The organism is Escherichia sp. E2748 (assembly GCF_005781125.1).
Lineage (GTDB): Bacteria > Pseudomonadota > Gammaproteobacteria > Enterobacterales > Enterobacteriaceae > Escherichia.
Window position 1 is genome coordinate 170,183 of the sequence record NZ_VATP01000005.1, and the last position, 20,208, is coordinate 190,390.

Here is a 20,208-nt window from a genome sequence, read left to right on the forward strand (position 1 = left end):
AATGGGGACATCAAAGAAAAGCAGTGGCACTAATTAAGACTGATGCCCCAAAGAAAAGTTCGCCGATTGTACAAAAAAATTTCATTTTCAGGGCAACTTCAGTTTTATCCGAGTCCTGGCCATACCATGACAATGATTGTCCCGGCCAGCGTTAGCAGTACGTTAGCTATTGCATAAGTGCCCGCATAACCTAAGGCTGGGATGTTACTGCGTGCGGTGTCGCTGATGATCTCCATTGCCGGCGCACAAGTACGCGCGCCCATCATCGCGCCGAACAGGAGTGCGCGGTTCATACGCAGTACATAAGCGCCGAACAGGAAGCAGATCACCACCGGCACCAGACTGACAATCAATCCGGCAATTAACATCTGACCACCGATCGCGCCCAGGCCGTTATTAATACCGCTACCGGCGCTTAAACCAACGCCTGCCATAAACACCATCAAGCCGAACTCTTTCACCATGCTTAACGCCCCCTGCGGAATGTAACCGAAGGTCGGGTGGTTAGCGCGCATAAAGCCCAACATAATGCCGGCGAATAACAAGCCAGCAGCGTTACCCATGCCAAAGCTAAATGTACTGAACTGGAAGGTAATCATCCCGATCATCAGGCCAATAACAAAGAACGCGCAGAATGCCAGCAGGTCTGTGACCTGGCTGTGAATCGAGATAAAGCCGATGCGGTCAGCAATGGTTTTCACGCGACGGGCATCGCCGCTCACCTGTAAAACATCACCTTTATTAAGCACAACGTTGTCATCAATTGGCATCTCAATCTGGCTGCGGATGACGCGGTTAAGGAAGCAACCGTGATCGGTCAACTTTAGTTGTGCCAGACGTTTACCTACCGCGTTATGGTTTTTGACAACGACCTCTTCAGTGACAATACGCATGTCGAGAAGGTCACGATCAAAAACTTCTTTACCGTTACGGAAGCTGGGATCGAGGCGGGCATGGGCGTCTGGATATCCCACTAACGCTATCTCATCGCCCATTTGCAGTACGGCGTCGCCATCTGGATTTGCCAGAATCCCGTTACGACGAATACGTTCAATGTAGCAACCGGTTTGACGATAAATACCCAATTCACGCAGATTTTTGCCGTCGGTCCAGGCCACCAGCTCCGGGCCGACACGGTAGGCGCGGATCACCGGCAAATAAACTTTGCGGCTGGCATCGGTGTCCAGGCCACGTTCGCGAGCGATTTGTTGGGCGCTGGTCTGTAAATCCTGATGTTGCAACTTCGGTAAATAACGTGCGCCGACAATTAAACTCACCAGGCCAATTAAATAAGTTAACGCATACCCAAGGCTTAGATTATCCAGTGCTGTGGAGAGCTGTCCGCTTTCCATACCGGAATGGCGTAATGTGTCGCCAGCACCGACCAGAACCGGTGTCGATGTCATGGAGCCAGCCAACATACCGGCCGTCAGACCGATATCCCAGCCAAACAGCTTACCCAACCCTAAGGCGATCGCCAGCGCACTGCTAACCATCACCAGAGCTAACATTAGGTAATTTTTCCCATCGCGGAAAAAAATGGAAAAAAAGTTGGGTCCGGCTTCGACCCCGACGCAGAAAATAAACAACATAAAGCCAAGATTAAGCGCGTCGGTGTTAATGCTGAAATGTTGTTGCCCTAATAGTAACGATACGACTAAAACGCCAATGGAATTACCCAGTTGGATTGAACCAAGTCGTAATTTTCCTAGACATAGTCCAAGCGCAAGGACTACAAATAATAACAGAATGTAATTCCCATTTAACAATTCGGCGACGTTTATATTCACGGAGACTAACTTCTTGTTTACGAGTAAGCTGTTGAAAGAAATGGTAATTTAAGATAATGTTTTTACCTGAAATCAGGGCGCGGATTCATTCAGCGCACATAAGCAATAGTAAAGAAACAATATATTTTACTAGTGTAATCACATTAAGTACCAACGGCTATAAAAATTGCGTTGGCCTATATTAGCATGGAATGCGAAGCGGCTTTATCTTACTGAACGCCATAGTGGCGAAAATGTGTTCGATAGAGGCAGTGTCAGGAGGAGCGAGTGAAACATAAACAACGTTGGGCGGGGGCAATCTGCTGTTTTGTCCTCTTCATTGTAGTGTGCCTGTTCCTGGCGACGCAAATGAAAGGCGCTTTTCGGGCTGCCGGGCATCCTGAAATCGGCTTGCTGTTTTTCATTCTTCCTGGGGCGGTTGCCAGCTTTTTTTCGCAGCGTAGAGAAGTCCTTAAACCGCTGTTTGGCGCAATGCTGGCGGCACCGTGTTCTATGTTAATTATGCGTCTGTTTTTTTCACCAACACGCTCATTCTGGCAAGAGTTGGCATGGTTATTGAGCGCCGTCTTCTGGTGTGCGTTGGGGGCGTTGTGTTTCTTGTTTATTAGTAGTTTGTTCAAGTCACAGCACAGAAAAAATCAATAAAGCCCTCAAACAGAGAGGGCTTATCCGGCAATCAGGCTTCAAGATTCTCTTTCACCCAGGCAGCAAAATCGGTATAGCCGCCGATGTGTTGCTGATCGACAAAAATCTGCGGTACGGTTTCTACTGGTTTACCCGCTTTCTGTTGTAAATCTTCTTTGCTAATCCCTTCTGCACGAATATCAACATACTGATATTCAAAGTCATCGCGTTCATTACTCAGTTTGTCTGCCAACTCTTTAGCACGCACGCAGTAAGGGCAACCCGGACGACCAAAAATAACGGTTTGCATTGTTTCTCTCCTCATCTGTTTATGTCCGCCATGATTACGCCAAAATTTATTCGCTGAAAGTAGGTTTAACCTGTTGCATTGATTGCTTAAAGCTATAACTGTTAAGCACAACGCAACGAAAGGTTTTAAAATAGCAATTCACTTTGCAGAGGGAAGCTTATGCGCGCGATCGGTAAATTACCTAAAAGCGTGTTGATACTGGAATTCATCGGCATGATGTTACTGGTGACGGCGCTGCTGTCGTTAAGCCATTACCTTTCGCTTCCGGTGCCGTTTTCGACGCCAGAGATACAAATTCTGATGATTTTTCTCGGTGTTTTGCTCATGCTTCCCGCTGCGGTGGTGGTTATTCTTCAGGTGGCAAAACGGCTTGCCCCACAACTGATGAATCGTCCACTGGAATCTTCACGTTCAGAAAGAGAAAAAGATAATGACGCCAACCATTGAACTTATTTGTGGCCATCGCTCTATTCGCCATTTCACTGATGACCCCATTTCTGAGGCGCAGCGTGAGGCGATTATCAACAGCGCCCGAGCGACTTCCAGTTCCAGTTTTTTGCAATGCAGTAGCATTATTCGCATTACCGATAGAACGCTGCGTGAAGAACTGGTAACGCTGACCGGGGGGCAAAAACACGTGGCGCAAGCGGCGGAATTCTGGGTGTTCTGTGCCGATTTTAACCGTCATTTACAGATCTGTCCGGATGCACAACTTGGCCTGGCGGAACAATTGTTGCTCGGTGTCGTTGATACGGCAATGATGGCGCAAAATGCGTTAACTGCAGCGGAATCGCTGGGATTGGGCGGAGTATATATTGGTGGCCTACGCAATAATATCGAAGCGGTGACGGAACTGCTGAAGTTACCGAAGCATGTTTTGCCGCTATTTGGTCTGTGTCTTGGCTGGCCTGCGGATAAACCGGATCTCAAACCGCGTTTACCCGCCTCTATTGTGGTGCATGAAAACAGCTATCAACCGCTGGATAAAGACGCTCTGGCGCAGTATGACGAGCAACTGGCGGAATATTATCTCACCCGTGGCAGCAATAATCGTCGGGATACCTGGAGCGATCATATTCGTCGGACGATTATCAAAGAAAGCCGTCCTTTTATTCTCGATTATTTGCATAAACAAGGTTGGGCGACGCGCTAAAACCGTAACGCCGATGTATTATACGCGGGCTTTTGACCAGGTCTGACAGAGAGGTGCAGGGTGAAAATTGCCATATTGTCCCGGGATGGAACGCTCTATTCGTGTAAGCGGCTGCGTGAAGCCGCTATACAGCGCGGTCACCTGGTTGAAATTCTCGATCCGCTTTCTTGCTATATGAACATTAATCCTGCGGCGTCTTCTATTCATTATAAAGGCCGCAAGCTACCCCATTTTGACGCGGTGATCCCGCGCATTGGCACCGCCATTACCTTTTATGGGACTGCGGCGTTACGCCAGTTCGAAATGCTGGGGAGCTATCCGTTGAACGAATCGGTTGCGATTGCCCGTGCGCGTGACAAATTGCGTTCCATGCAACTGTTAGCGCGACAGGGCATTGACCTGCCTGTAACAGGCATGGCGCATTCGCCGGATGATACCAGCGACTTAATCGAGATGGTCGGTGGTGCGCCGCTGGTGGTCAAGTTGGTCGAAGGCACGCAGGGGATTGGAGTGGTGCTGGCAGAGACGCGTCAGGCAGCAGAAAGCGTAATTGACGCTTTTCGCGGTCTTAATGCGCATATTCTGGTGCAGGAATATATAAAAGAAGCAAAAGGCCGTGATATTCGTTGTCTGGTCGTTGGCGATGAAGTGGTCGCGGCAATTGAACGGCAGGCGAAGGAGGGCGATTTTCGTTCCAATTTGCATCGTGGCGGCGCGGCAAGCATTGCCAGTATTACGCCGCAGGAGCGTGAAATCGCCATAAAAGCCGCACGAACGATGGCACTGGATGTTGCTGGTGTGGATATTCTGCGTGCAAATCGCGGACCGTTAGTGATGGAGGTGAATGCGTCGCCCGGTCTGGAAGGAATAGAGAAAACCACCGGTATCGACATCGCGGGTAAAATGATCCGCTGGATTGAGCGTCACGCCACGGCAGAATATTGCTTAAAAACCGGTGGTTAGTCGCAATAACGTGACTGATCATGGTTTTGCCTGCGCTTTTTGCGTAAGCTGTGCCAGTCTTTTTATCGGAAGAGGTTGTACAAAATTATGACATCGCTGGTCGTTCCTGGTCTGGATACGTTGCGTCAATGGCTCGATGACCTGGGGATGAGTTTTTTTGAATGTGATAACTGTCAGGCGCTACATCTGCCGCATATGCAGAATTTTGACGGTGTCTTTGATGCCAAAATCGACCTGATTGATAACACGATCCTGTTTTCTGCCATGGCGGAAGTCAGACCTTCAGCCGTGTTGCCGCTGGCGGCGGATTTGTCGGCCATCAATGCCAGTTCGCTGACTGTGAAAGCATTTCTTGATATGCAGGATGATAATCTGCCAAAGCTGGTGGTTTGCCAGTCTTTATCCGTTATGCAGGGCGTAACCTATGAACAATTTGCATGGTTCGTACGCCAGAGTGAAGAGCAGATTTCGATGGTCATCCTTGAAGCCAATGCCCATCAACTGCTGTTGCCGACTGACGATGAAGGGCAAAATAACGTTACCGAAAACTATTTCCTTCACTGATAATTCTTTTTGAGCACGCAGTCGCTGCCGCAGTGACTGCGCATTATAATATTTCCTGCTAAATTTAACCTTCTATTAAAGATTTTTTCACTTGTCTTATGCCGAATTTGCTTTATCACATAGAGCAAATGCGCATAAAAATTTGTTAAATACTGTTTTTTAATTACAGCTATAGTTTCAAACCCTGGCTAAAGTTATTCTTGCAAGGCTTTTATATAGCGAGCAATGCTGGCCGGGAGAGAGTTCTCTTTTCTTGCGCCGCGCCGATAAAAAATATGCACGTTTATTGCATATCTTTCAGTGTGACAACTTTTGTTCGTTTGTTAACGAATTTTCAGAAGGAAAGAGATATGACCGCCTTAAATAAAAAATGGCTATCGGGTCTGGTTGCAGGTGCTCTGATGGCCGTCTCTGTCGGCACGCTCGCGGCTGAACAAAAAACACTCCACATCTATAACTGGTCTGATTATATCGCCCCGGATACAGTGGCAAATTTTGAAAAAGAGACGGGTATAAAAGTCGTCTACGATGTTTTCGATTCCAACGAAGTATTGGAAGGCAAGTTAATGGCGGGGAGCACCGGCTTTGATCTTGTCGTTCCATCAGCCAGTTTTCTTGAACGCCAGCTGACTGCTGGTGTATTCCAGCCGTTGGATAAAAGCAAATTGCCAGAATGGAAGAATCTCGATCCAGAACTGCTGAAGCTGGTGGCAAAACACGATCCCGACAATAAATTTGCCATGCCGTATATGTGGGCGACCACCGGAATTGGCTACAACGTCGATAAAGTCAAAGCGGTACTGGGCGAAAACGCGCCAGTCGATAGCTGGGACTTGATCCTCAAACCTGAAAATCTGGAAAAACTGAAAAGCTGCGGAGTCTCGTTCCTCGATGCGCCGGAAGAAGTGTTTGCCACCGTGCTGAATTATCTCGGCAAAGATCCCAACAGCACCAAAGCGGATGATTACACTGGCCCGGCAACCGATCTGCTGTTAAAGCTGCGTCCGAATATTCGTTATTTCCATTCATCTCAATACATTAACGATCTGGCAAACGGCGATATTTGCGTCGCTATTGGCTGGGCGGGCGATGTGTGGCAGGCGTCTAACCGCGCGAAAGAAGCGAAAAACGGTGTGAATGTCTCTTTCTCGATTCCGAAAGAAGGGGCGATGGCATTCTTTGATGTATTCGCCATGCCTGCGGATGCCAAAAATAAAGACGAAGCGTATCAGTTCCTGAATTACCTGCTGCGTCCGGATGTGGTCGCGCATATCTCCGACCATGTGTTCTATGCTAACGCCAATAAAGCAGCCACGCCGCTGGTGAGTGCGGAAGTCCGTGATAACCCAGGAATTTACCCGCCTGCGGACGTTCGCGCCAAAATGTTCACACTACAAGTGCAGGATCCAAAAATCGATCGAGTGCGCACTCGTGCCTGGACCAAAGTGAAGAGCGGAAAATAATCTGCTGTTGTAGATGCCGGACGGGTGCACCACACCCGCCGGCAATTCGCACCATCATGGTGCGCTTGCACACATTCAATGCCGGAGAGCAGCCGTGAATGACGCTATCCCTCGCCCGCAGGCGAAAAGTCGTAAGTCGCTGACACCACTATTAGAAATCCGTAATTTGACCAAATCCTACGATGGTCAACATGCGGTCGATGATGTCAGTCTGACCATTTATAAAGGCGAAATCTTTGCACTGCTGGGCGCATCCGGCTGTGGTAAATCCACGCTGCTACGTATGCTGGCAGGTTTTGAACAACCTTCTGCCGGGCAGATTATGCTTGATGGCGTCGACCTGTCACGGGTTCCTCCTTATCTACGCCCCATCAATATGATGTTTCAGTCTTACGCGTTGTTTCCGCATATGACCGTGGAACAGAACATCGCCTTTGGCCTGAAGCAGGACAAATTGCCAAAAGCGGAAATTGCCAGCCGGGTCAACGAGATGCTCGGACTGGTACATATGCAGGAGTTCGCCAAACGCAAACCGCATCAGCTTTCCGGTGGCCAACGCCAGCGTGTGGCCCTGGCCCGAAGCCTTGCCAAGCGCCCGAAACTATTACTGCTCGACGAGCCGATGGGCGCGCTGGATAAAAAATTGCGTGACCGGATGCAGCTTGAAGTGGTGGATATTCTGGAGCGTGTCGGCGTGACCTGCGTAATGGTGACTCACGATCAGGAAGAGGCGATGACCATGGCGGGGCGTATCGCCATTATGAATCGCGGGAAATTTGTTCAGATTGGCGAGCCGGAAGAGATTTACGAGCATCCGACTACCCGCTACAGCGCCGAGTTTATTGGTTCAGTCAACGTCTTTGAAGGGCTACTAAAAGAGCGTCAGGAAGACGGCCTGTTGCTCGATTCACCGGGGCTGGTCCATCCGCTGAAAGTCGATCCGCTGGCGTCAGTGGTCGATAACGTGCCGGTACATGTGGCGCTGCGACCGGAAAAAATCATGCTTTGCGAGGAGCCGCCCGCCAATGGTTGTAACTTCGCGGTGGGGGAGGTGATACACATTGCCTATCTCGGCGATCTTTCGGTGTATCACGTTCGACTGAAAAGCGGGCAGATGATTAGCGCCCAGCTACAAAACGCGCATCGTCACCGCAAAGGGCTACCGACCTGGGGTGATGAAGTTCGTTTATGTTGGGAAGTGGACAGTTGTGTGGTGCTGACGGTTTAAGGAGCAAAGATGAGTACACTTGAACCTCCTGTCCAGCCGGGCGGGTTAAAACAGTGGCTTACGCAGTGGCAGATGAAGCACGGGCGCAAACTGGTGATTGCCCTGCCGTATATCTGGTTAATTTTGCTATTCCTGCTGCCATTTCTGATTGTCTTTAAAATAAGTCTTGCAGAGATGGCGCGAGCTATTCCGCCTTATACCGAACTGATGGAGTGGGCCGACGGGCAACTGTCAATCACCCTCAATCTTGGTAATTTCCTGCAACTTACCGACGATCCGCTCTATTTCGATGCTTATCTCCAGTCGTTACAGGTGGCAGCGATTTCGACCATCTGCTGCTTATTGCTTGGCTACCCGCTGGCGTGGGCGGTGGCGCACAGTAAACCCTCGACCCGCAATATCTTATTGCTGCTGGTGATCCTGCCGTCGTGGACCTCGTTTCTGATCCGCGTTTATGCCTGGATGGGAATATTAAAAAACAATGGTGTGCTGAATAACTTCCTGCTGTGGCTGGGCGTTATCGATCAACCACTGACCATTCTGCATACCAACCTGGCGGTCTATATTGGCATTGTTTACGCCTATGTGCCGTTTATGGTGCTGCCAATCTACACCGCGTTGATGCGTATTGATTATTCGCTGGTGGAAGCGGCACTGGATCTCGGTGCACGACCGCTGAAAACTTTCTTTACCGTGATCGTGCCACTCACCAAAGGCGGAATTATTGCCGGATCGATGTTGGTCTTTATTCCTGCGGTTGGCGAGTTTGTGATCCCGGAACTGCTCGGCGGTCCGGATAGCATCATGATTGGCCGCGTGCTGTGGCAGGAGTTCTTCAATAACCGTGACTGGCCTGTCGCCTCGGCAGTGGCGATTATCATGTTGTTGCTGCTAATCGTGCCTATTATGTGGTTCCACAAGTATCAGCAAAAAAGTGTGGGAGAACACGGATGAATAATTTACCGGTCGTTCGTTCGCCCTGGCGGATTGTGATTTTGCTGCTGGGCTTCACCTTTCTTTATGCGCCAATGCTGATGCTGGTTATCTATTCATTTAACAGCTCGAAGCTGGTGACGGTGTGGGCGGGCTGGTCAACGCGTTGGTACGGTGAGTTATTGCGCGATGACGCAATGATGAGTGCGGTTGGTTTAAGCCTGACAATTGCGGCCTGTGCGGCGACGGCGGCGGCGATCCTCGGGACAATTGCGGCGGTGGTGCTGGTGCGCTTTGGCAGGTTTCGCGGATCAAATGGTTTTGCCTTTATGATCACCGCGCCGCTGGTGATGCCAGATGTCATCACGGGCTTGTCGCTGTTGTTGTTATTCGTCGCGCTTGCTCATGCCATTGGCTGGCCTGCGGACCGCGGTATGCTCACCATCTGGCTGGCGCATGTCACTTTCTGTACGGCTTATGTGGCAGTCGTTATTTCGTCGCGTCTGCGGGAACTGGATCGATCGATAGAAGAAGCGGCGATGGATCTCGGTGCGATGCCGCTGAAAGTGTTTTTCGTCATTACGCTACCGATGATCATGCCCGCGATCATTTCTGGCTGGTTACTGGCTTTTACTTTGTCGCTTGATGATCTGGTGATTGCCAGCTTTGTTTCCGGGCCGGGAGCCACCACGTTACCGATGCTGGTCTTCTCCAGCGTGCGGATGGGGGTGAATCCAGAAATTAACGCACTTGCAACGTTAATTCTCGGTGCGGTCGGAATTGTCGGATTTATCGCCTGGTATCTGATGGCTCGCGCAGAAAAGCAGCGGATACGCGATATCCAGCGTGCAAGACGTGGCTGAAGACACTAAAATTTGCCAACCTGGCTACATAATGCCGCGCATGTCGCGGCATTGTTTTCATGGAAGACGAACCGTTGGGATTTTTTAAGAAAACATCTTCATCACATGCTCGCCTGAATGTGCCTGCGCTGGTGCAGGTGGCGGCGCTCGCCATTATTATGATCCGTGGCCTCGACGTGTTGATGATTTTCAATACATTAGGCGTGCGCGGTATTGGCGAGTTCATTCATCGCAGCGTACAAACCTGGAGTTTAACACTGGTCTTTTTAAGCAGTCTGGCGCTGGTTTTTATTGAGATCTGGTGTGCGTTTTCGCTGGTGAAAGGGCGTCGCTGGGCGCGCTGGCTGTATCTGCTGACACAAATCACGGCCGCCAGTTACTTGTGGGCTGCTTCGCTGGGTTATGGTTATCCGGAGTTGTTCAGCATTCCCGGTGAATCAAAACGTGAAATCTTCCATAGCCTGATGCTGCAGAAGCTGCCGGATATGCTCATCCTGATGCTGCTGTTCGTTCCCTCGACCAGTCGGCGGTTCTTCCAGTTGCAATAATGTGTATAATCGTCGCCCCTGATGATGTGAAGGTCAATGTATGCAGTGCGCACTTTACGACGCGGGTCGCTGTCGTTCCTGTCAGTGGATAACGCAGCCGATACCACAGCAACTCTCCGCTAAAACCGCCGATCTTAAGAATCTGCTGGCCGATTTTCCGGTTGAGGAATGGTGCGCGCCGGTGTCTGGCCCGAAACAAGGGTTTCGTAATAAAGCCAAAATGGTGGTGAGTGGCAGTGTTGAAAAACCACGGCTCGGAATGCTGCATCGCGACGGCACGCCGGAAGATCTTTGCGATTGCCCGCTTTATCCTGCCTCATTTGCGCCCGTTTTTGCGGTGTTAAAACCGTTTATCGCCCGTGCGGGGTTAACGCCCTACAACGTGGCGCGTAAGCGTGGCGAACTGAAATACATTCTGCTGACTGAAAGCCAGAGTGATGGCGGCATGATGCTGCGCTTTGTACTGCGTTCTGAAACCAAACTGGCACAACTGCGTAAGGCATTGCCGTGGTTACAGGCACAATTGCCGCAGCTGAAAGTCATTACCGTCAACATTCAGCCGGTACATATGGCGATTATGGAAGGGGAGACGGAGATCTACCTGACGGAACAACAGTCGCTGGCAGAGCGTTTTAACGATGTGCCGCTGTGGATCCGCCCGCAAAGTTTCTTCCAGACTAATCCGGCGGTCGCCAGCCAGCTGTATGCCACCGCGCGCGACTGGGTACGGCTGCTGCCGGTTAAACATATGTGGGATCTGTTCTGCGGCGTGGGGGGGTTTGGTTTACACTGCGCGACGGCTGACATGCAGTTAACCGGGATCGAAATTGCGCCAGAAGCCATTGCCTGTGCGAAGCAATCAGCCGCTGAACTGGGCTTAACGCGTCTGCAATTTCAGGCGCTGGATTCCACTCAGTTTGCCACCGCTCAGGGAGATGTGCCGGAGCTGGTGCTGGTTAACCCGCCGCGCCGCGGCATTGGTAAACCGCTGTGTGATTATCTCGCAACGATGGCACCACGTTTTATCATTTACTCCAGCTGTAACGCTCAAACGATGGCCAAAGATATTCGCGAACTGCCTGGTTATCGCATTGAGCGGGTACAGCTTTTTGATATGTTCCCGCACACCGCGCACTATGAAGTGCTGACGCTGCTGGTGAAGCAATAAAAAAGCCGCAGGTGCGGCTTCAGATTGCTGATCAGGTGCGATTTGTTCATGCCGGATGCGGCGTGAACGCCTTATCCGGCCTACAAAATCATGCTAAATCAATACATTGCAGAGTTGATGCGGGCCTGATAAGCGTAGTGCATCAGGCAATCTTACTTTTGTCATCAGTCTCAATTACTGCGGGAACCACTGGTCATTGATTTTCTGATATGTGCCGTCTGCTTTAATCGCTGCCAGCGCGTTATTCAGTTTTTCCAGCAGAGCTTTGTTATCAGGACGTACAGCGATACCCAGGCCGGTGCCGAAGTATTGCGGATCGGTCACTTTCTCAGTCGCAACGCCCAGTTGCGGATTGGTTTTCAGCCATTCGTTCACCACCGCTGTATCACCAAATACCCCATCAATACGGCCATTTTTCAGATCGATAAAGGCATTCTGATAACTGTCATAGGAGACAGTTTTCACTTCCGGGTGCTGATCCTGAATATATTTCTGGTGCGTGGTGCCGTTTTCCATCCCAATACGTTTACCTTTCAGATCGGCAAACGTTTTGTAGGTATCTTTTTTGGCAATTACGACGGCTGAGTTTTCATAGTAGGGCGTGGTAAACGATACCTGCTTGCTACGCTCTGGCGTGATATCCATACCGGAGATAACGGCGTCATATTTTCTGAATTTCAGCGACGGGATCAGGCTGTCGAACGCGTGATTAGTAAAAGTACATTCTGCCTGCATTTGTTTGCACAAGGCTTTTGCCAGGTCGATATCAAAGCCGACAATCTGGTTATTGGCATCCATCGACTCGAACGGAGGATAGGTCGCTGATACGCCAAAATTGATTTTCTCCGCGGCAGAAGCGCCGAACGCACAGGATGCAAGTAATGCGGCAAGAACTAACTTTTTCATGATGGAACTCCCGTCTGTCAATCTTATGATTTTTGGCCGTGTCTGCGGCATGTGATAACAATGCCATTAAGTGAATTTATATGCAATAAATATGATTAAATAATTTAATTGGAATAAAAAAAGACGGACAACTTAGTGGGTTGTCCGTCTTTATTATAATAATTTATGCACTATGTGGGGTATGTGCTGGTGTTTGATGCGACGCTGACGCGTCTTATCAGACCTACAAATCATCCAGCTAATGTACGCCGCATCCGGCATCAGCACGCAGCCATATTAATTCCGTCGCTCAAACGCCAGCGCTTTACGCTCGATCAGGCGCATCATCAGCGTCAGCAGGCCGTTAACGATCAGGTAAATAATCCCCGCCGCACCGAACACCATTACATCGTAGGTGCGTCCGTACAACAACTGGCTGTAACCCATCACTTCCATCAACGTAATGGTGTAAGCCAGAGAGGTACTTTTGAACACCAGCACCACTTCGTTGGAATAAGAAGAGAGCGAGCGTTTAAAGGCATACGGCAGCAGGATCGCCAGCGTGTCTTTTTTGCTCATTCCCAGGGCGCTACAGGATTGCCATTGACCTTCCGGGATCGCGCGAATGGCACCGTAAAACAGTTGCGTGGTATACGCCGCACTGTTCAGCGATAACGCAATCAGTGCACACAGCCACGGTTCTGACAGTAAATGCCACAGTGCCGGATACTCCTGCAACGTCGGGAACTGGCCCGGACCGTAGTAAATCAGGAAGATCTGCACCAACAGCGGCGTACCTGTAAATAGCGTGATATAACCCCGCACCAGCCATACCAGCACCGGCGTTTTCAGCGTCAGAATGATGGTAAAAATTAACGCCAGAATCAGCGCTACAATCAGCGAGGCAACGGTTAGCGTCAGGCTGGTGTGCAGCCCTTTCATCAGTTCGGGTAAATACTCAAACATTAGCTGGGCCTCCGCTCAAAACGTGTCGCGCGCAGGTCAATGCGTTTGAGAATGTACTGACTCAATAGAGTAATCACCAGGTAAATCGCCGCCGCCACAATGTACCAGGTAAATGGTTCCTGGGTACGGGTAGCGATGCTTTTGGTTTGTAGCATTAAATCATTCACACTAATCAAACTGACCAGCGCGGTATCTTTCAGCAGCACCAGCCACTGGTTACCGAGGCCAGGCAACGCATGACGCCACATCTGCGGCATCACCAGGCGGAAAAAAATAGCCGATTTCGACAGCCCCAGCGCCTGACCGGATTCCCACTGGCCAACTGGCACCGCTTTTAATGCACCGCGTAGCGTTTGCGAGGCATAGGCGGCATACAACAGCGACAGAGCGATGACACCACAAAGGAACGGGCTCACGTCGAAGTTCTCGATGTCCATCTGCACCGGGATCTGTACGATCCCAAGATTGATGGTGAAGCCATCCGAAAGCGTCAGCAGCAGCTGTGAGGAGCCAAAATAGATAAACAGCACCACCAGAATTTCTGGCAGGCCGCGCAGAACCGTCACCAGCGCCGAACCTGCCCACGCGACAGGACGCCATTTTGCTGACTCCCATACCGCAAAGAACATCGCCAGCGCCAGCCCGACAATCAATGCACAAACGGCAAGGCCGACGGTCATCCCGGCGGCGCTTGCTAAAGGAAAAAATTCATTCATCAGGAATTACTTCTGGAACCATTTGTTGTAGATGGTTTCGTAAGTGCCATCTTTCTTCACTTTTTCCAGCGCAGTGTTGAGTTTCTGCTGCAGCTCAGTATTGCCCTGACGTACCGCGATGCCAAGACCAGTGCCGAAGTAGTCTTTATCGGTCACTTTGTCGCCCACTGCCGCCAGTTTCGGGTTATCTTTCAGCCACTCGGTGACCACCGCGGTGTCTCCGAAGACGCCGTCGATACGACCGTTTTGCAGATCCAGTTTTGCGTTCTGGTAGCTGTCATACGGAACGGTAGTGATTTCCGGATGCTTATCCATAATGAACTTCTGGTGTGTCGTCCCGTTCTGCACGCCGACTTTTTTGCCTTTCAGCTGATCAACACTGGTGTATTTGCCTTGCTGACCCACAAACAGGGCAGAGTTGTCATAGTACGGGGTGGTAAACAGCACCTGCTTTTCACGCTCCGGGGTGATATCCATCCCGGCCATCACCGCTTCTACGCGACGGAATTTCAGGCTTGGGATCAGGCTGTCAAACGCCTGGTTAGAGAAAGTACAGGTCGCATCAATTTCTTTACACAGCGCCTGCGCCAGGTCGACGTCAAAACCGACGATCTGGTTATTCGCATCCATCGATTCAAACGGAGGATAAGAGGCTTCGGTAGCAAAACGAATGGTTTCGGCAGCTGTGGCGGAAAGACTAAAACCTGCAATTAGCGCGGCAATCAGAACTTTTTTCATTGTTGTTATCCCGAATCTTAGTGAGAGAGATAGTTTTTAAATGCTTCGGTTTGCGGCTCGGTAAAGCAGCTCGCGTCGCCTTGTTCTACGATGTGACCGTTTTCCATATACACCACACGGCTGGCGGTTTTACGCGCCACTTCAACTTCGTGGGTGACGATCACCTGGGTAATATTCGTTTCCGCCAGCTCACGAATAATGCTGACGATTTGTGCGGTAATTTCCGGATCCAGCGCGGCGGTCGGTTCATCAAACAGCAGTACCTGCGGTTCCATCATCAGCGCGCGGGCGATAGCGACACGTTGTTGCTGACCACCAGACAGGTGCAGCGGGTAACGATCGCTATAAGGTTTGAGACGCAGACGTTCCAGCAGTTTTTCTGCACGGGCCAGTGCCTGATCTTTACTCAACCCCAGCACGCGGCAGGGCGCTTCAATCAGGTTTTGCTGTACCGTCAGATGCGGCCATAGGTTGTATTGCTGAAACACCATCCCGACGTTACGACGCAGCTCGCGGATCGCTTTGTCAGATGGCGTTTTAGTGAAATCGAAATGGTTGCCTGCGATGTTGAGCGTACCGGAGCGCGGCATCTCTAGCAGATTGAGTACACGCAGCAGCGAGCTTTTCCCCGCGCCGCTGGGGCCAAGTAACACCAGCGTTTCGCCTTGCGGGCAATCCAGCGTGATATCGAACAGCGCCTGATGCGCGCCGTAGAAGCAATTAATGCCGTTTAATTGAATACTCATTGACACTCGTATACTGGCAGTCGGATAGCTATTGAAGTCGAAGATAGTACCTTTGACAGAATAATTATGCAATATTTCTGCTTTAAAAGTTAAAAGCAAAGCGCATTATTCAATAAACATAGCACAAAATAACGGCGGCGAAGGGCGGCGAGCATAAATGTCGGCATTCTTCACAGAATGCCAGACAATTTATGGGGGTTATCGTTTAATCAAGGTTTTAGCGGTTCTCAACGGACTGGCGCAGAGTGCCGGCAGGTGCGTGTACGCTGCCACCTAAATAGCGTACATCGTCGATCACCCAACACTGTCCTTCCTGAATCATCAACACTTCATCCTGCCAGCTCTGGTCGCCTTGTTTCAGATTCACCCGCAGCGGAATATTGCGCGCATCGCGATTTGGGATGGTCGAGGCGCTGGCAACTTGTGCGCTGTCAGGCAAAGTGGTGCGACTGGAGAACGGATCGCTGCTTAATAATTCACGATGGCTGTTATCGTGGCTGGCATTACTCAGCAAAGTTGCCAGTTTGTCACTTAAATATGGACGCAGAGCGGTAATGTCGTTACTGCGGTGCGAAATGCGGTAGTCATAAAACTGCTGGGCCACGCTGTCAGGTCCGCCCTGAACGCAAGATCCCGTACGGGGGCCATTATCTTTATAGGCAGGCGTGACGGTGGTACAAGCACTGAGTAACAGTGCGCAAGGGATAAGCATAGTCAATTTGCTGTAGCGCATAATGATTTCCTTATAAGCGAACACCTTGAAAGCGTTCTACGATAATAATGATATCCTTTCAATAATAGCGTATCAGTCCGATAATGCTTTGAAGATCGAAGGCTTAGCAAACAAGGAGATCGATCATGCAATTTTCCACAACCCCAACACTTGAAGGCCAGACCATCGTTGAATATTGCGGTGTGGTGACCGGCGAAGCGATTTTAGGCGCTAACATTTTTCGCGATTTCTTTGCGGGGATCCGCGATATCGTTGGCGGACGTTCCGGTGCGTATGAAAAAGAACTGCGTAAAGCGCGGGAGATAGCCTTTGAGGAACTTGGTGAGCAGGCGCGAGCGCTGGGGGCTGACGCCGTGGTCGGCATTGATATCGACTACGAAACGGTCGGGCAAAACGGCAGTATGCTGATGGTTAGCGTCAGCGGAACGGCGGTGAAAACGCGTCGATGAGCAGAGTCTTCTGGCTGGTTGCCGCCGCTTTATTCCTGGCTGGGTGTGCAGGCGAAAAAGGCATTGTCGAGAAAGAGGGATACCAGCTTGATACCCGACGCCAGGCGCAGGCGGCGTATCCGCGCATTAAAGTGCTGGTGATCCACTACACCGCAGAGGACTTTGATACGTCACTGGCGACACTGACCGATAAGCACGTAAGTTCGCATTACCTGGTTCCTGCCGAGCCACCACTTTACAACGGCAAGCCGCGTATCTGGCAATTGGTACCGGAACAGGAACTGGCCTGGCATGCGGGGATTAGCGCCTGGCGCGGGGCAACTCGCCTTAACGACACCTCTATTGGCATTGAGCTGGAAAATCGCGGCTGGAAAACATCAGCGGGGGTGAAATATTTTGCGCCATTTGAACCGACACAAATTCAGGCGCTCATTCCACTGGCGAAGGATATTATCGCCCGCTATCACATCAAACCGGAAAACGTAGTGGCTCATGCAGATATTGCGCCGCAGCGCAAAGATGATCCCGGTCCATTATTTCCCTGGCAGCAACTGGCACAAGAGGGGATTGGTGCCTGGCCTGATGCGCAGCGGGTGAACTTTTATCTTGCCGGGCGCGCGCCGCACACACCGGTAGATACCGTCTCATTGCTGGAACTGTTGGCCCGTTATGGCTATGACGTGAAACCAGAAATGACTCCTGGCGAACAGCAACGAGTGATTATGGCTTTCCAGATGCACTTCCGCCCGACGTTATATAACGGCGAAGCGGATGCAGAAACTCTGGCAATTGCACAAGCGTTGCTGGAGAAATACGGTCAGGATTAGCGCGGCAGTTTTCCGTGGTCGCGTAACCAGGCGGCAGTTTTCTCGATCCCTTCATCCAGCGTGATGACAGGCTGATAACCTAACTCTTCCTGTGCACGCGTAATATCCAGCGTAAAGTCAAAATTCAACTTGGAGACGCCGTAGTGGGTTAGCGGCGGCTCTTTCGCTGATTTGCGGCCTAAACGCTCCATGCTGCGGGCGATCATATCCAGCATCGGGTAGGGAATTGAACGAATACGACAATCAATATTCAGTTCGTCGATGAGCTTCTGCACGATGCTGCGCAGTGTACGATGCTCACCATTGGTAATGTTGTATGCCCTGCCGGAAGGCAGTTTGTCGCAGTTTTCCTGGCTTGCCAGCCACATGGCATGCACGGCATTTTCGTAGTAGGTCATATCGACCAGCGCACTGCCGCCATGCGGTAACAGAATGCTGCCGTAGTGGTGCATCATATGCGCCAGGCGGGGGATGAACACTTTATCGTGCGGTCCGAACAGACTTTGTGGGCGCAGAATAGTAAAGCGCGTTTGTGGATTCGCCTGCGAAAGCATATTAATCACTTCTTCGCTGGCAGCTTTGCTGCGGGCAAACTCGTTAGCGAAGCGGTGAGGGCGAAAATCTTCTTTGATATCCCGGTGGTGATGATAGTCGAAGTACAGTGAAGGCGAAGAAATATGAATAAAGTTACGCACTCCCCAGGCAACAGCCCATTCGCCCAGGCGACGCGTAGCGCGAACGTTGGCCAGATCGAAAGCCTGCTGCGTTCCCCACGGCGAAGTAAAGCTGGAGCAGTGCCACAGCGTATCAATGCCTGCGAGCATCACTTTAGCCTGCGATGAGACAAGTTCGGTCAGATCCGCCCGGACAAACTCTGCGCCCAGTTTTTCCAGCAATTTGCCCATCGCTTCGTTGCGACCGGTCGCTCTCACGCTGATGCCTTTCTGGCATAAAAATTCAACCGCGTTTCGACCTAAGCCGCTGGTAGCGCCGGTAACCAGTACCTTCATATCATTCCACTGTTGTTGATAAGACGACGTGCGCATTCTTTCGTGATTTCCCCCTTGATGCAATGGGAAACATGAAAGAATCACGCAGGTTTTTTTCGATTAATCTGTGATTTGTTCTGCAAGTCTGGCGATTCGTTTTGCCATACCGCGAAAAATAAACAGATGCGCAGGGATCATGAAAAGCCAGTAAAACAGGCCTGGCATGCCGTGCGGATGCCAGAAAGCGCGAACGTCTATGGTGCGGTAGTTGCCTTTATCTTCCAGCGTAAAACAAAGCCGCCCCAGTCCCGGTGCTTTCATACCAAATAACAACGTAAGTTGTTTTTCCGCTTCAACGACAATCACTTTCCAGCTATCTACCGCATCTCCCGTCTGCAAATATTCCCGCTCAGGGCGACCTTTCGCCAGTTTATGACCGATCGCGCGGTCCATTAGCGCCCGGGTCTGCCACAAAATATTGCCAAAGAAATAACGTTCTTTACCGCCGATTTGATTGACTACCCGCCATAGCGCGTGAAGGCTGGCGGACGTTTTAACCGTAAAACCGGCTTGTTTGGCGAAGTAACCGTATTCTGGTCGCCAGCGAGCAAAAGCCTGCGCGTCATATCCCCAGTCGCTGGAGTTGACCAGTTTTTCTTCCTCTTTCAATGTGCGACGTACCGCATCATCGAAAGCGATCAGCGGTTGTGGAATGAGTACACGTAACGCGGTGTCATCTGCCAGCAGATCGTGTTTCAGCCCCTGAATCAACGCTTTGGCGGTGGTGGGCGGTACGGAAGTAATCACATTGAGAAACCACACCGAAATCCAGCGGGTGGGAAAGGGGATGGGGATCAACCAGCGGCGCTTACCACTCACGGTCATAAAATGTTCAAATTGTTGTTGATAACTGAGCACCTCTGGCCCAGCGGCTTCGAAGACCCGATGTTCGCAGGCCGGATGATCTAACAGTGCCACCAGATAGTGCAGCAGGTTTTCCAGCGCGATGGGCGTGGTGCGTGAACGTACCCAGCGTGGCGGCGTTAATACCGGCAGGTTGTAGACCATATCGCGCATCACTTCAAACGCCGCTGAACCTGCGCCAACGATAATTCCGGCGCGCAATTCAGTAATCGGCACACCGGCTTCACGCAAAATATCCGCCGTGGCCTGACGGGCGCGCAGATGATCCGACTGCTCATGTGGCGGAGCCTGCAACGAGCTGAGAAAGATTAATTGCTTAACTGGCACTTCGCGCAGCGCATCACGGACGTTGAGAGCCACCTGACGCTCCTGAGCGATAAAATCGCCGCCTTCGCCCATGCTGTGCACCAGAAAATAGACCGTATCGATATCCTGCAACAGGGCCGGAAGGTTATCCGGCCAGCTGAGATCGACTTTATGGCAACTGACGTTTGCCAGTTGCAGCTTTGCAAGCCTGTCGACATGACGTGCCGCCGCCAGGATCTGATGCCCTTGCTGGCTGAGTGTACGCACCAGATGCTGACCAATGTAGCCACTGGCACCGAGAACTAAAATGCGTTGCGGCACG

General features: G+C 50.9%; 23 protein-coding genes. 13 read left to right on the forward strand and 10 right to left on the reverse strand.

Annotated elements, in window-relative coordinates; translation table 11 throughout:
* Positions 1–104: 104 nt before the first annotated feature.
* Positions 105–1,790 (reverse strand): aspartate:alanine antiporter, encoded by a 1,686-nt coding sequence (locus tag FEK42_RS08610; protein ID WP_130205201.1) that lies wholly within the window; start codon positions 1,788–1,790, stop codon positions 105–107.
* 267 nt (positions 1,791–2,057) lie between these two features.
* On the opposite strand from FEK42_RS08610, the gene FEK42_RS08615 reads away from it, so the two are divergent.
* Positions 2,058–2,435 carry an inner membrane protein YbjM gene (locus tag FEK42_RS08615; RefSeq protein WP_130205203.1) on the forward strand — a complete coding sequence of 126 codons (378 nt, stop codon included), beginning with the start codon at positions 2,058–2,060 and terminating at the stop codon, positions 2,433–2,435.
* A gap of 31 nt (positions 2,436–2,466) precedes the next feature.
* Here FEK42_RS08615 and FEK42_RS08620 read toward each other — a convergent pair whose 3' ends face one another.
* A complete protein-coding gene (locus FEK42_RS08620) occupies positions 2,467–2,724 on the reverse strand; it encodes a GrxA family glutaredoxin (RefSeq protein WP_130205205.1) in 258 nt (85 codons plus the stop codon).
* Between the two features lie 159 nt (positions 2,725–2,883).
* Here FEK42_RS08620 and FEK42_RS08625 point away from each other — a divergent pair, with 159 nt between their 5' ends.
* The 10 genes from FEK42_RS08625 to rlmC all read left to right on the forward strand — a co-directional run bounded on the left by FEK42_RS08625 (position 2,884) and on the right by rlmC (position 11,607).
* Positions 2,884–3,171: a DUF1418 family protein gene (locus FEK42_RS08625; RefSeq protein WP_130205207.1), complete on the forward strand. Its 288-nt coding sequence runs from the start codon at positions 2,884–2,886 to the stop codon at positions 3,169–3,171.
* A complete protein-coding gene (gene nfsA / locus FEK42_RS08630; RefSeq protein ID WP_130205209.1) occupies positions 3,155–3,877 on the forward strand; it encodes a nitroreductase NfsA in 723 nt (240 codons plus the stop codon). Before FEK42_RS08625 ends, nfsA begins: the two co-directional genes overlap by 17 nt.
* Before the next feature lie 60 nt (positions 3,878–3,937).
* Positions 3,938–4,840, forward strand: a complete 903-nt coding sequence (rimK, locus tag FEK42_RS08635; RefSeq protein WP_130205211.1) for a 30S ribosomal protein S6--L-glutamate ligase — start codon at positions 3,938–3,940, stop codon at positions 4,838–4,840.
* 87 nt (positions 4,841–4,927) lie between these two features.
* Positions 4,928–5,404, forward strand: a complete 477-nt coding sequence (locus tag FEK42_RS08640) for a YbjN domain-containing protein (RefSeq protein WP_000203025.1) — start codon at positions 4,928–4,930, stop codon at positions 5,402–5,404.
* Between the two features lie 350 nt (positions 5,405–5,754).
* Positions 5,755–6,867 (forward strand): spermidine/putrescine ABC transporter substrate-binding protein PotF, encoded by a 1,113-nt coding sequence (potF, locus tag FEK42_RS08645; RefSeq protein WP_130205213.1) that lies wholly within the window; start codon positions 5,755–5,757, stop codon positions 6,865–6,867.
* Positions 6,868–6,961: 94 nt separating this feature from the next.
* Positions 6,962–8,095 carry a putrescine ABC transporter ATP-binding subunit PotG gene (potG, locus tag FEK42_RS08650; RefSeq protein ID WP_130214734.1) on the forward strand — a complete coding sequence of 378 codons (1,134 nt, stop codon included), beginning with the start codon at positions 6,962–6,964 and terminating at the stop codon, positions 8,093–8,095.
* 9 nt (positions 8,096–8,104) lie between these two features.
* The gene (potH, locus tag FEK42_RS08655; RefSeq protein WP_130205217.1) at positions 8,105–9,049 is read left to right on the forward strand and encodes a putrescine ABC transporter permease PotH; all 945 of its coding nucleotides are present in this window, start codon (positions 8,105–8,107) and stop codon (positions 9,047–9,049) included.
* A complete protein-coding gene (potI, locus tag FEK42_RS08660) occupies positions 9,046–9,891 on the forward strand; it encodes a putrescine ABC transporter permease PotI (protein ID WP_130258187.1) in 846 nt (281 codons plus the stop codon). The genes potH and potI overlap by 4 nt, the downstream gene beginning before the upstream one ends.
* 59 nt (positions 9,892–9,950) lie before the next feature.
* Positions 9,951–10,439: a YbjO family protein gene (locus FEK42_RS08665; protein WP_130205221.1), complete on the forward strand. Its 489-nt coding sequence runs from the start codon at positions 9,951–9,953 to the stop codon at positions 10,437–10,439.
* A 40-nt stretch (positions 10,440–10,479) separates the two neighbouring features.
* Positions 10,480–11,607 carry a 23S rRNA (uracil(747)-C(5))-methyltransferase RlmC gene (rlmC, locus tag FEK42_RS08670; RefSeq protein ID WP_135492084.1) on the forward strand — a complete coding sequence of 376 codons (1,128 nt, stop codon included), beginning with the start codon at positions 10,480–10,482 and terminating at the stop codon, positions 11,605–11,607.
* A 174-nt stretch (positions 11,608–11,781) separates the two neighbouring features.
* On the opposite strand, the gene artJ is transcribed toward rlmC, so the two are convergent.
* The 6 genes from artJ to FEK42_RS08700 form a co-directional block, all read right to left on the reverse strand.
* Positions 11,782–12,513: an arginine ABC transporter substrate-binding protein ArtJ gene (artJ, locus tag FEK42_RS08675; RefSeq protein WP_130222142.1), complete on the reverse strand. Its 732-nt coding sequence runs from the start codon at positions 12,511–12,513 to the stop codon at positions 11,782–11,784.
* 276 nt (positions 12,514–12,789) lie between these two features.
* On the reverse strand, positions 12,790–13,458 hold the full coding sequence (gene artM, locus FEK42_RS08680) for an arginine ABC transporter permease ArtM (protein WP_000464489.1): 669 nt from the start codon (positions 13,456–13,458) through the stop codon (positions 12,790–12,792).
* Positions 13,458–14,174 (reverse strand): arginine ABC transporter permease ArtQ, encoded by a 717-nt coding sequence (gene artQ / locus FEK42_RS08685; RefSeq protein WP_130205229.1) that lies wholly within the window; start codon positions 14,172–14,174, stop codon positions 13,458–13,460. The genes artM and artQ overlap by 1 nt, the downstream gene beginning before the upstream one ends.
* A 6-nt stretch (positions 14,175–14,180) precedes the next feature.
* A complete protein-coding gene (gene artI / locus FEK42_RS08690) occupies positions 14,181–14,912 on the reverse strand; it encodes an arginine ABC transporter substrate-binding protein ArtI (protein WP_130222141.1) in 732 nt (243 codons plus the stop codon).
* A 17-nt stretch (positions 14,913–14,929) separates the two neighbouring features.
* Positions 14,930–15,658 (reverse strand): arginine ABC transporter ATP-binding protein ArtP, encoded by a 729-nt coding sequence (gene artP, locus FEK42_RS08695; protein ID WP_000027211.1) that lies wholly within the window; start codon positions 15,656–15,658, stop codon positions 14,930–14,932.
* 217 nt (positions 15,659–15,875) lie between these two features.
* Positions 15,876–16,391, reverse strand: coding sequence for a lipoprotein (locus FEK42_RS08700; protein ID WP_135492088.1), 516 nt, complete (start codon positions 16,389–16,391; stop codon positions 15,876–15,878).
* A 125-nt stretch (positions 16,392–16,516) separates the two neighbouring features.
* Between FEK42_RS08700 and FEK42_RS08705 the strand changes: the two genes are divergently transcribed.
* Together FEK42_RS08705 and FEK42_RS08710 are read left to right on the forward strand one after the other, a co-directional pair.
* A complete protein-coding gene (locus FEK42_RS08705) occupies positions 16,517–16,840 on the forward strand; it encodes a heavy metal-binding domain-containing protein (protein ID WP_001160732.1) in 324 nt (107 codons plus the stop codon).
* Positions 16,837–17,667 carry an N-acetylmuramoyl-L-alanine amidase gene (locus tag FEK42_RS08710; protein WP_135492090.1) on the forward strand — a complete coding sequence of 277 codons (831 nt, stop codon included), beginning with the start codon at positions 16,837–16,839 and terminating at the stop codon, positions 17,665–17,667. Before FEK42_RS08705 ends, FEK42_RS08710 begins: the two co-directional genes overlap by 4 nt.
* Here FEK42_RS08710 and FEK42_RS08715 read toward each other — a convergent pair.
* Both FEK42_RS08715 and FEK42_RS08720 read right to left on the reverse strand, forming a co-directional pair.
* A complete protein-coding gene (locus FEK42_RS08715) occupies positions 17,664–18,677 on the reverse strand; it encodes an NAD(P)-dependent oxidoreductase (RefSeq protein WP_130205719.1) in 1,014 nt (337 codons plus the stop codon). The two genes, FEK42_RS08710 and FEK42_RS08715, sit on opposite strands and share 4 nt — an antisense overlap.
* A gap of 99 nt (positions 18,678–18,776) precedes the next feature.
* Entirely contained in the window at positions 18,777–20,207 is a 1,431-nt protein-coding gene (locus FEK42_RS08720) for an SDR family oxidoreductase (RefSeq protein WP_135409774.1), read from the reverse strand.
* Between the last annotated feature and the right edge of the window lies 1 nt (position 20,208).

Coding starts and splice junctions, on each gene's coding strand:
- FEK42_RS08620 (WP_130205205.1), bottom strand. CDS start 2,724: ATGCAAACCGTTATTTTTGGTCGTCCGGGTTGCCCTTACTGCGTGCGT.
- FEK42_RS08625 (WP_130205207.1), top strand. CDS start 2,884: ATGCGCGCGATCGGTAAATTACCTAAAAGCGTGTTGATACTGGAATTC.
- nfsA (WP_130205209.1), top strand. CDS start 3,155: ATGACGCCAACCATTGAACTTATTTGTGGCCATCGCTCTATTCGCCAT.
- FEK42_RS08640 (WP_000203025.1), top strand. CDS start 4,928: ATGACATCGCTGGTCGTTCCTGGTCTGGATACGTTGCGTCAATGGCTC.
- potF (WP_130205213.1), top strand. CDS start 5,755: ATGACCGCCTTAAATAAAAAATGGCTATCGGGTCTGGTTGCAGGTGCT.
- potH (WP_130205217.1), top strand. CDS start 8,105: ATGAGTACACTTGAACCTCCTGTCCAGCCGGGCGGGTTAAAACAGTGG.
- potI (WP_130258187.1), top strand. CDS start 9,046: ATGAATAATTTACCGGTCGTTCGTTCGCCCTGGCGGATTGTGATTTTG.
- FEK42_RS08665 (WP_130205221.1), top strand. CDS start 9,951: ATGGAAGACGAACCGTTGGGATTTTTTAAGAAAACATCTTCATCACAT.
- rlmC (WP_135492084.1), top strand. CDS start 10,480: ATGCAGTGCGCACTTTACGACGCGGGTCGCTGTCGTTCCTGTCAGTGG.
- artJ (WP_130222142.1), bottom strand. CDS start 12,513: ATGAAAAAGTTAGTTCTTGCCGCATTACTTGCATCCTGTGCGTTCGGC.
- artM (WP_000464489.1), bottom strand. CDS start 13,458: ATGTTTGAGTATTTACCCGAACTGATGAAAGGGCTGCACACCAGCCTG.
- artQ (WP_130205229.1), bottom strand. CDS start 14,174: ATGAATGAATTTTTTCCTTTAGCAAGCGCCGCCGGGATGACCGTCGGC.
- artI (WP_130222141.1), bottom strand. CDS start 14,912: ATGAAAAAAGTTCTGATTGCCGCGCTAATTGCAGGTTTTAGTCTTTCC.
- artP (WP_000027211.1), bottom strand. CDS start 15,658: ATGAGTATTCAATTAAACGGCATTAATTGCTTCTACGGCGCGCATCAG.
- FEK42_RS08700 (WP_135492088.1), bottom strand. CDS start 16,391: ATGCGCTACAGCAAATTGACTATGCTTATCCCTTGCGCACTGTTACTC.
- FEK42_RS08705 (WP_001160732.1), top strand. CDS start 16,517: ATGCAATTTTCCACAACCCCAACACTTGAAGGCCAGACCATCGTTGAA.
- FEK42_RS08710 (WP_135492090.1), top strand. CDS start 16,837: ATGAGCAGAGTCTTCTGGCTGGTTGCCGCCGCTTTATTCCTGGCTGGG.
- FEK42_RS08715 (WP_130205719.1), bottom strand. CDS start 18,677: ATGAAGGTACTGGTTACCGGCGCTACCAGCGGCTTAGGTCGAAACGCG.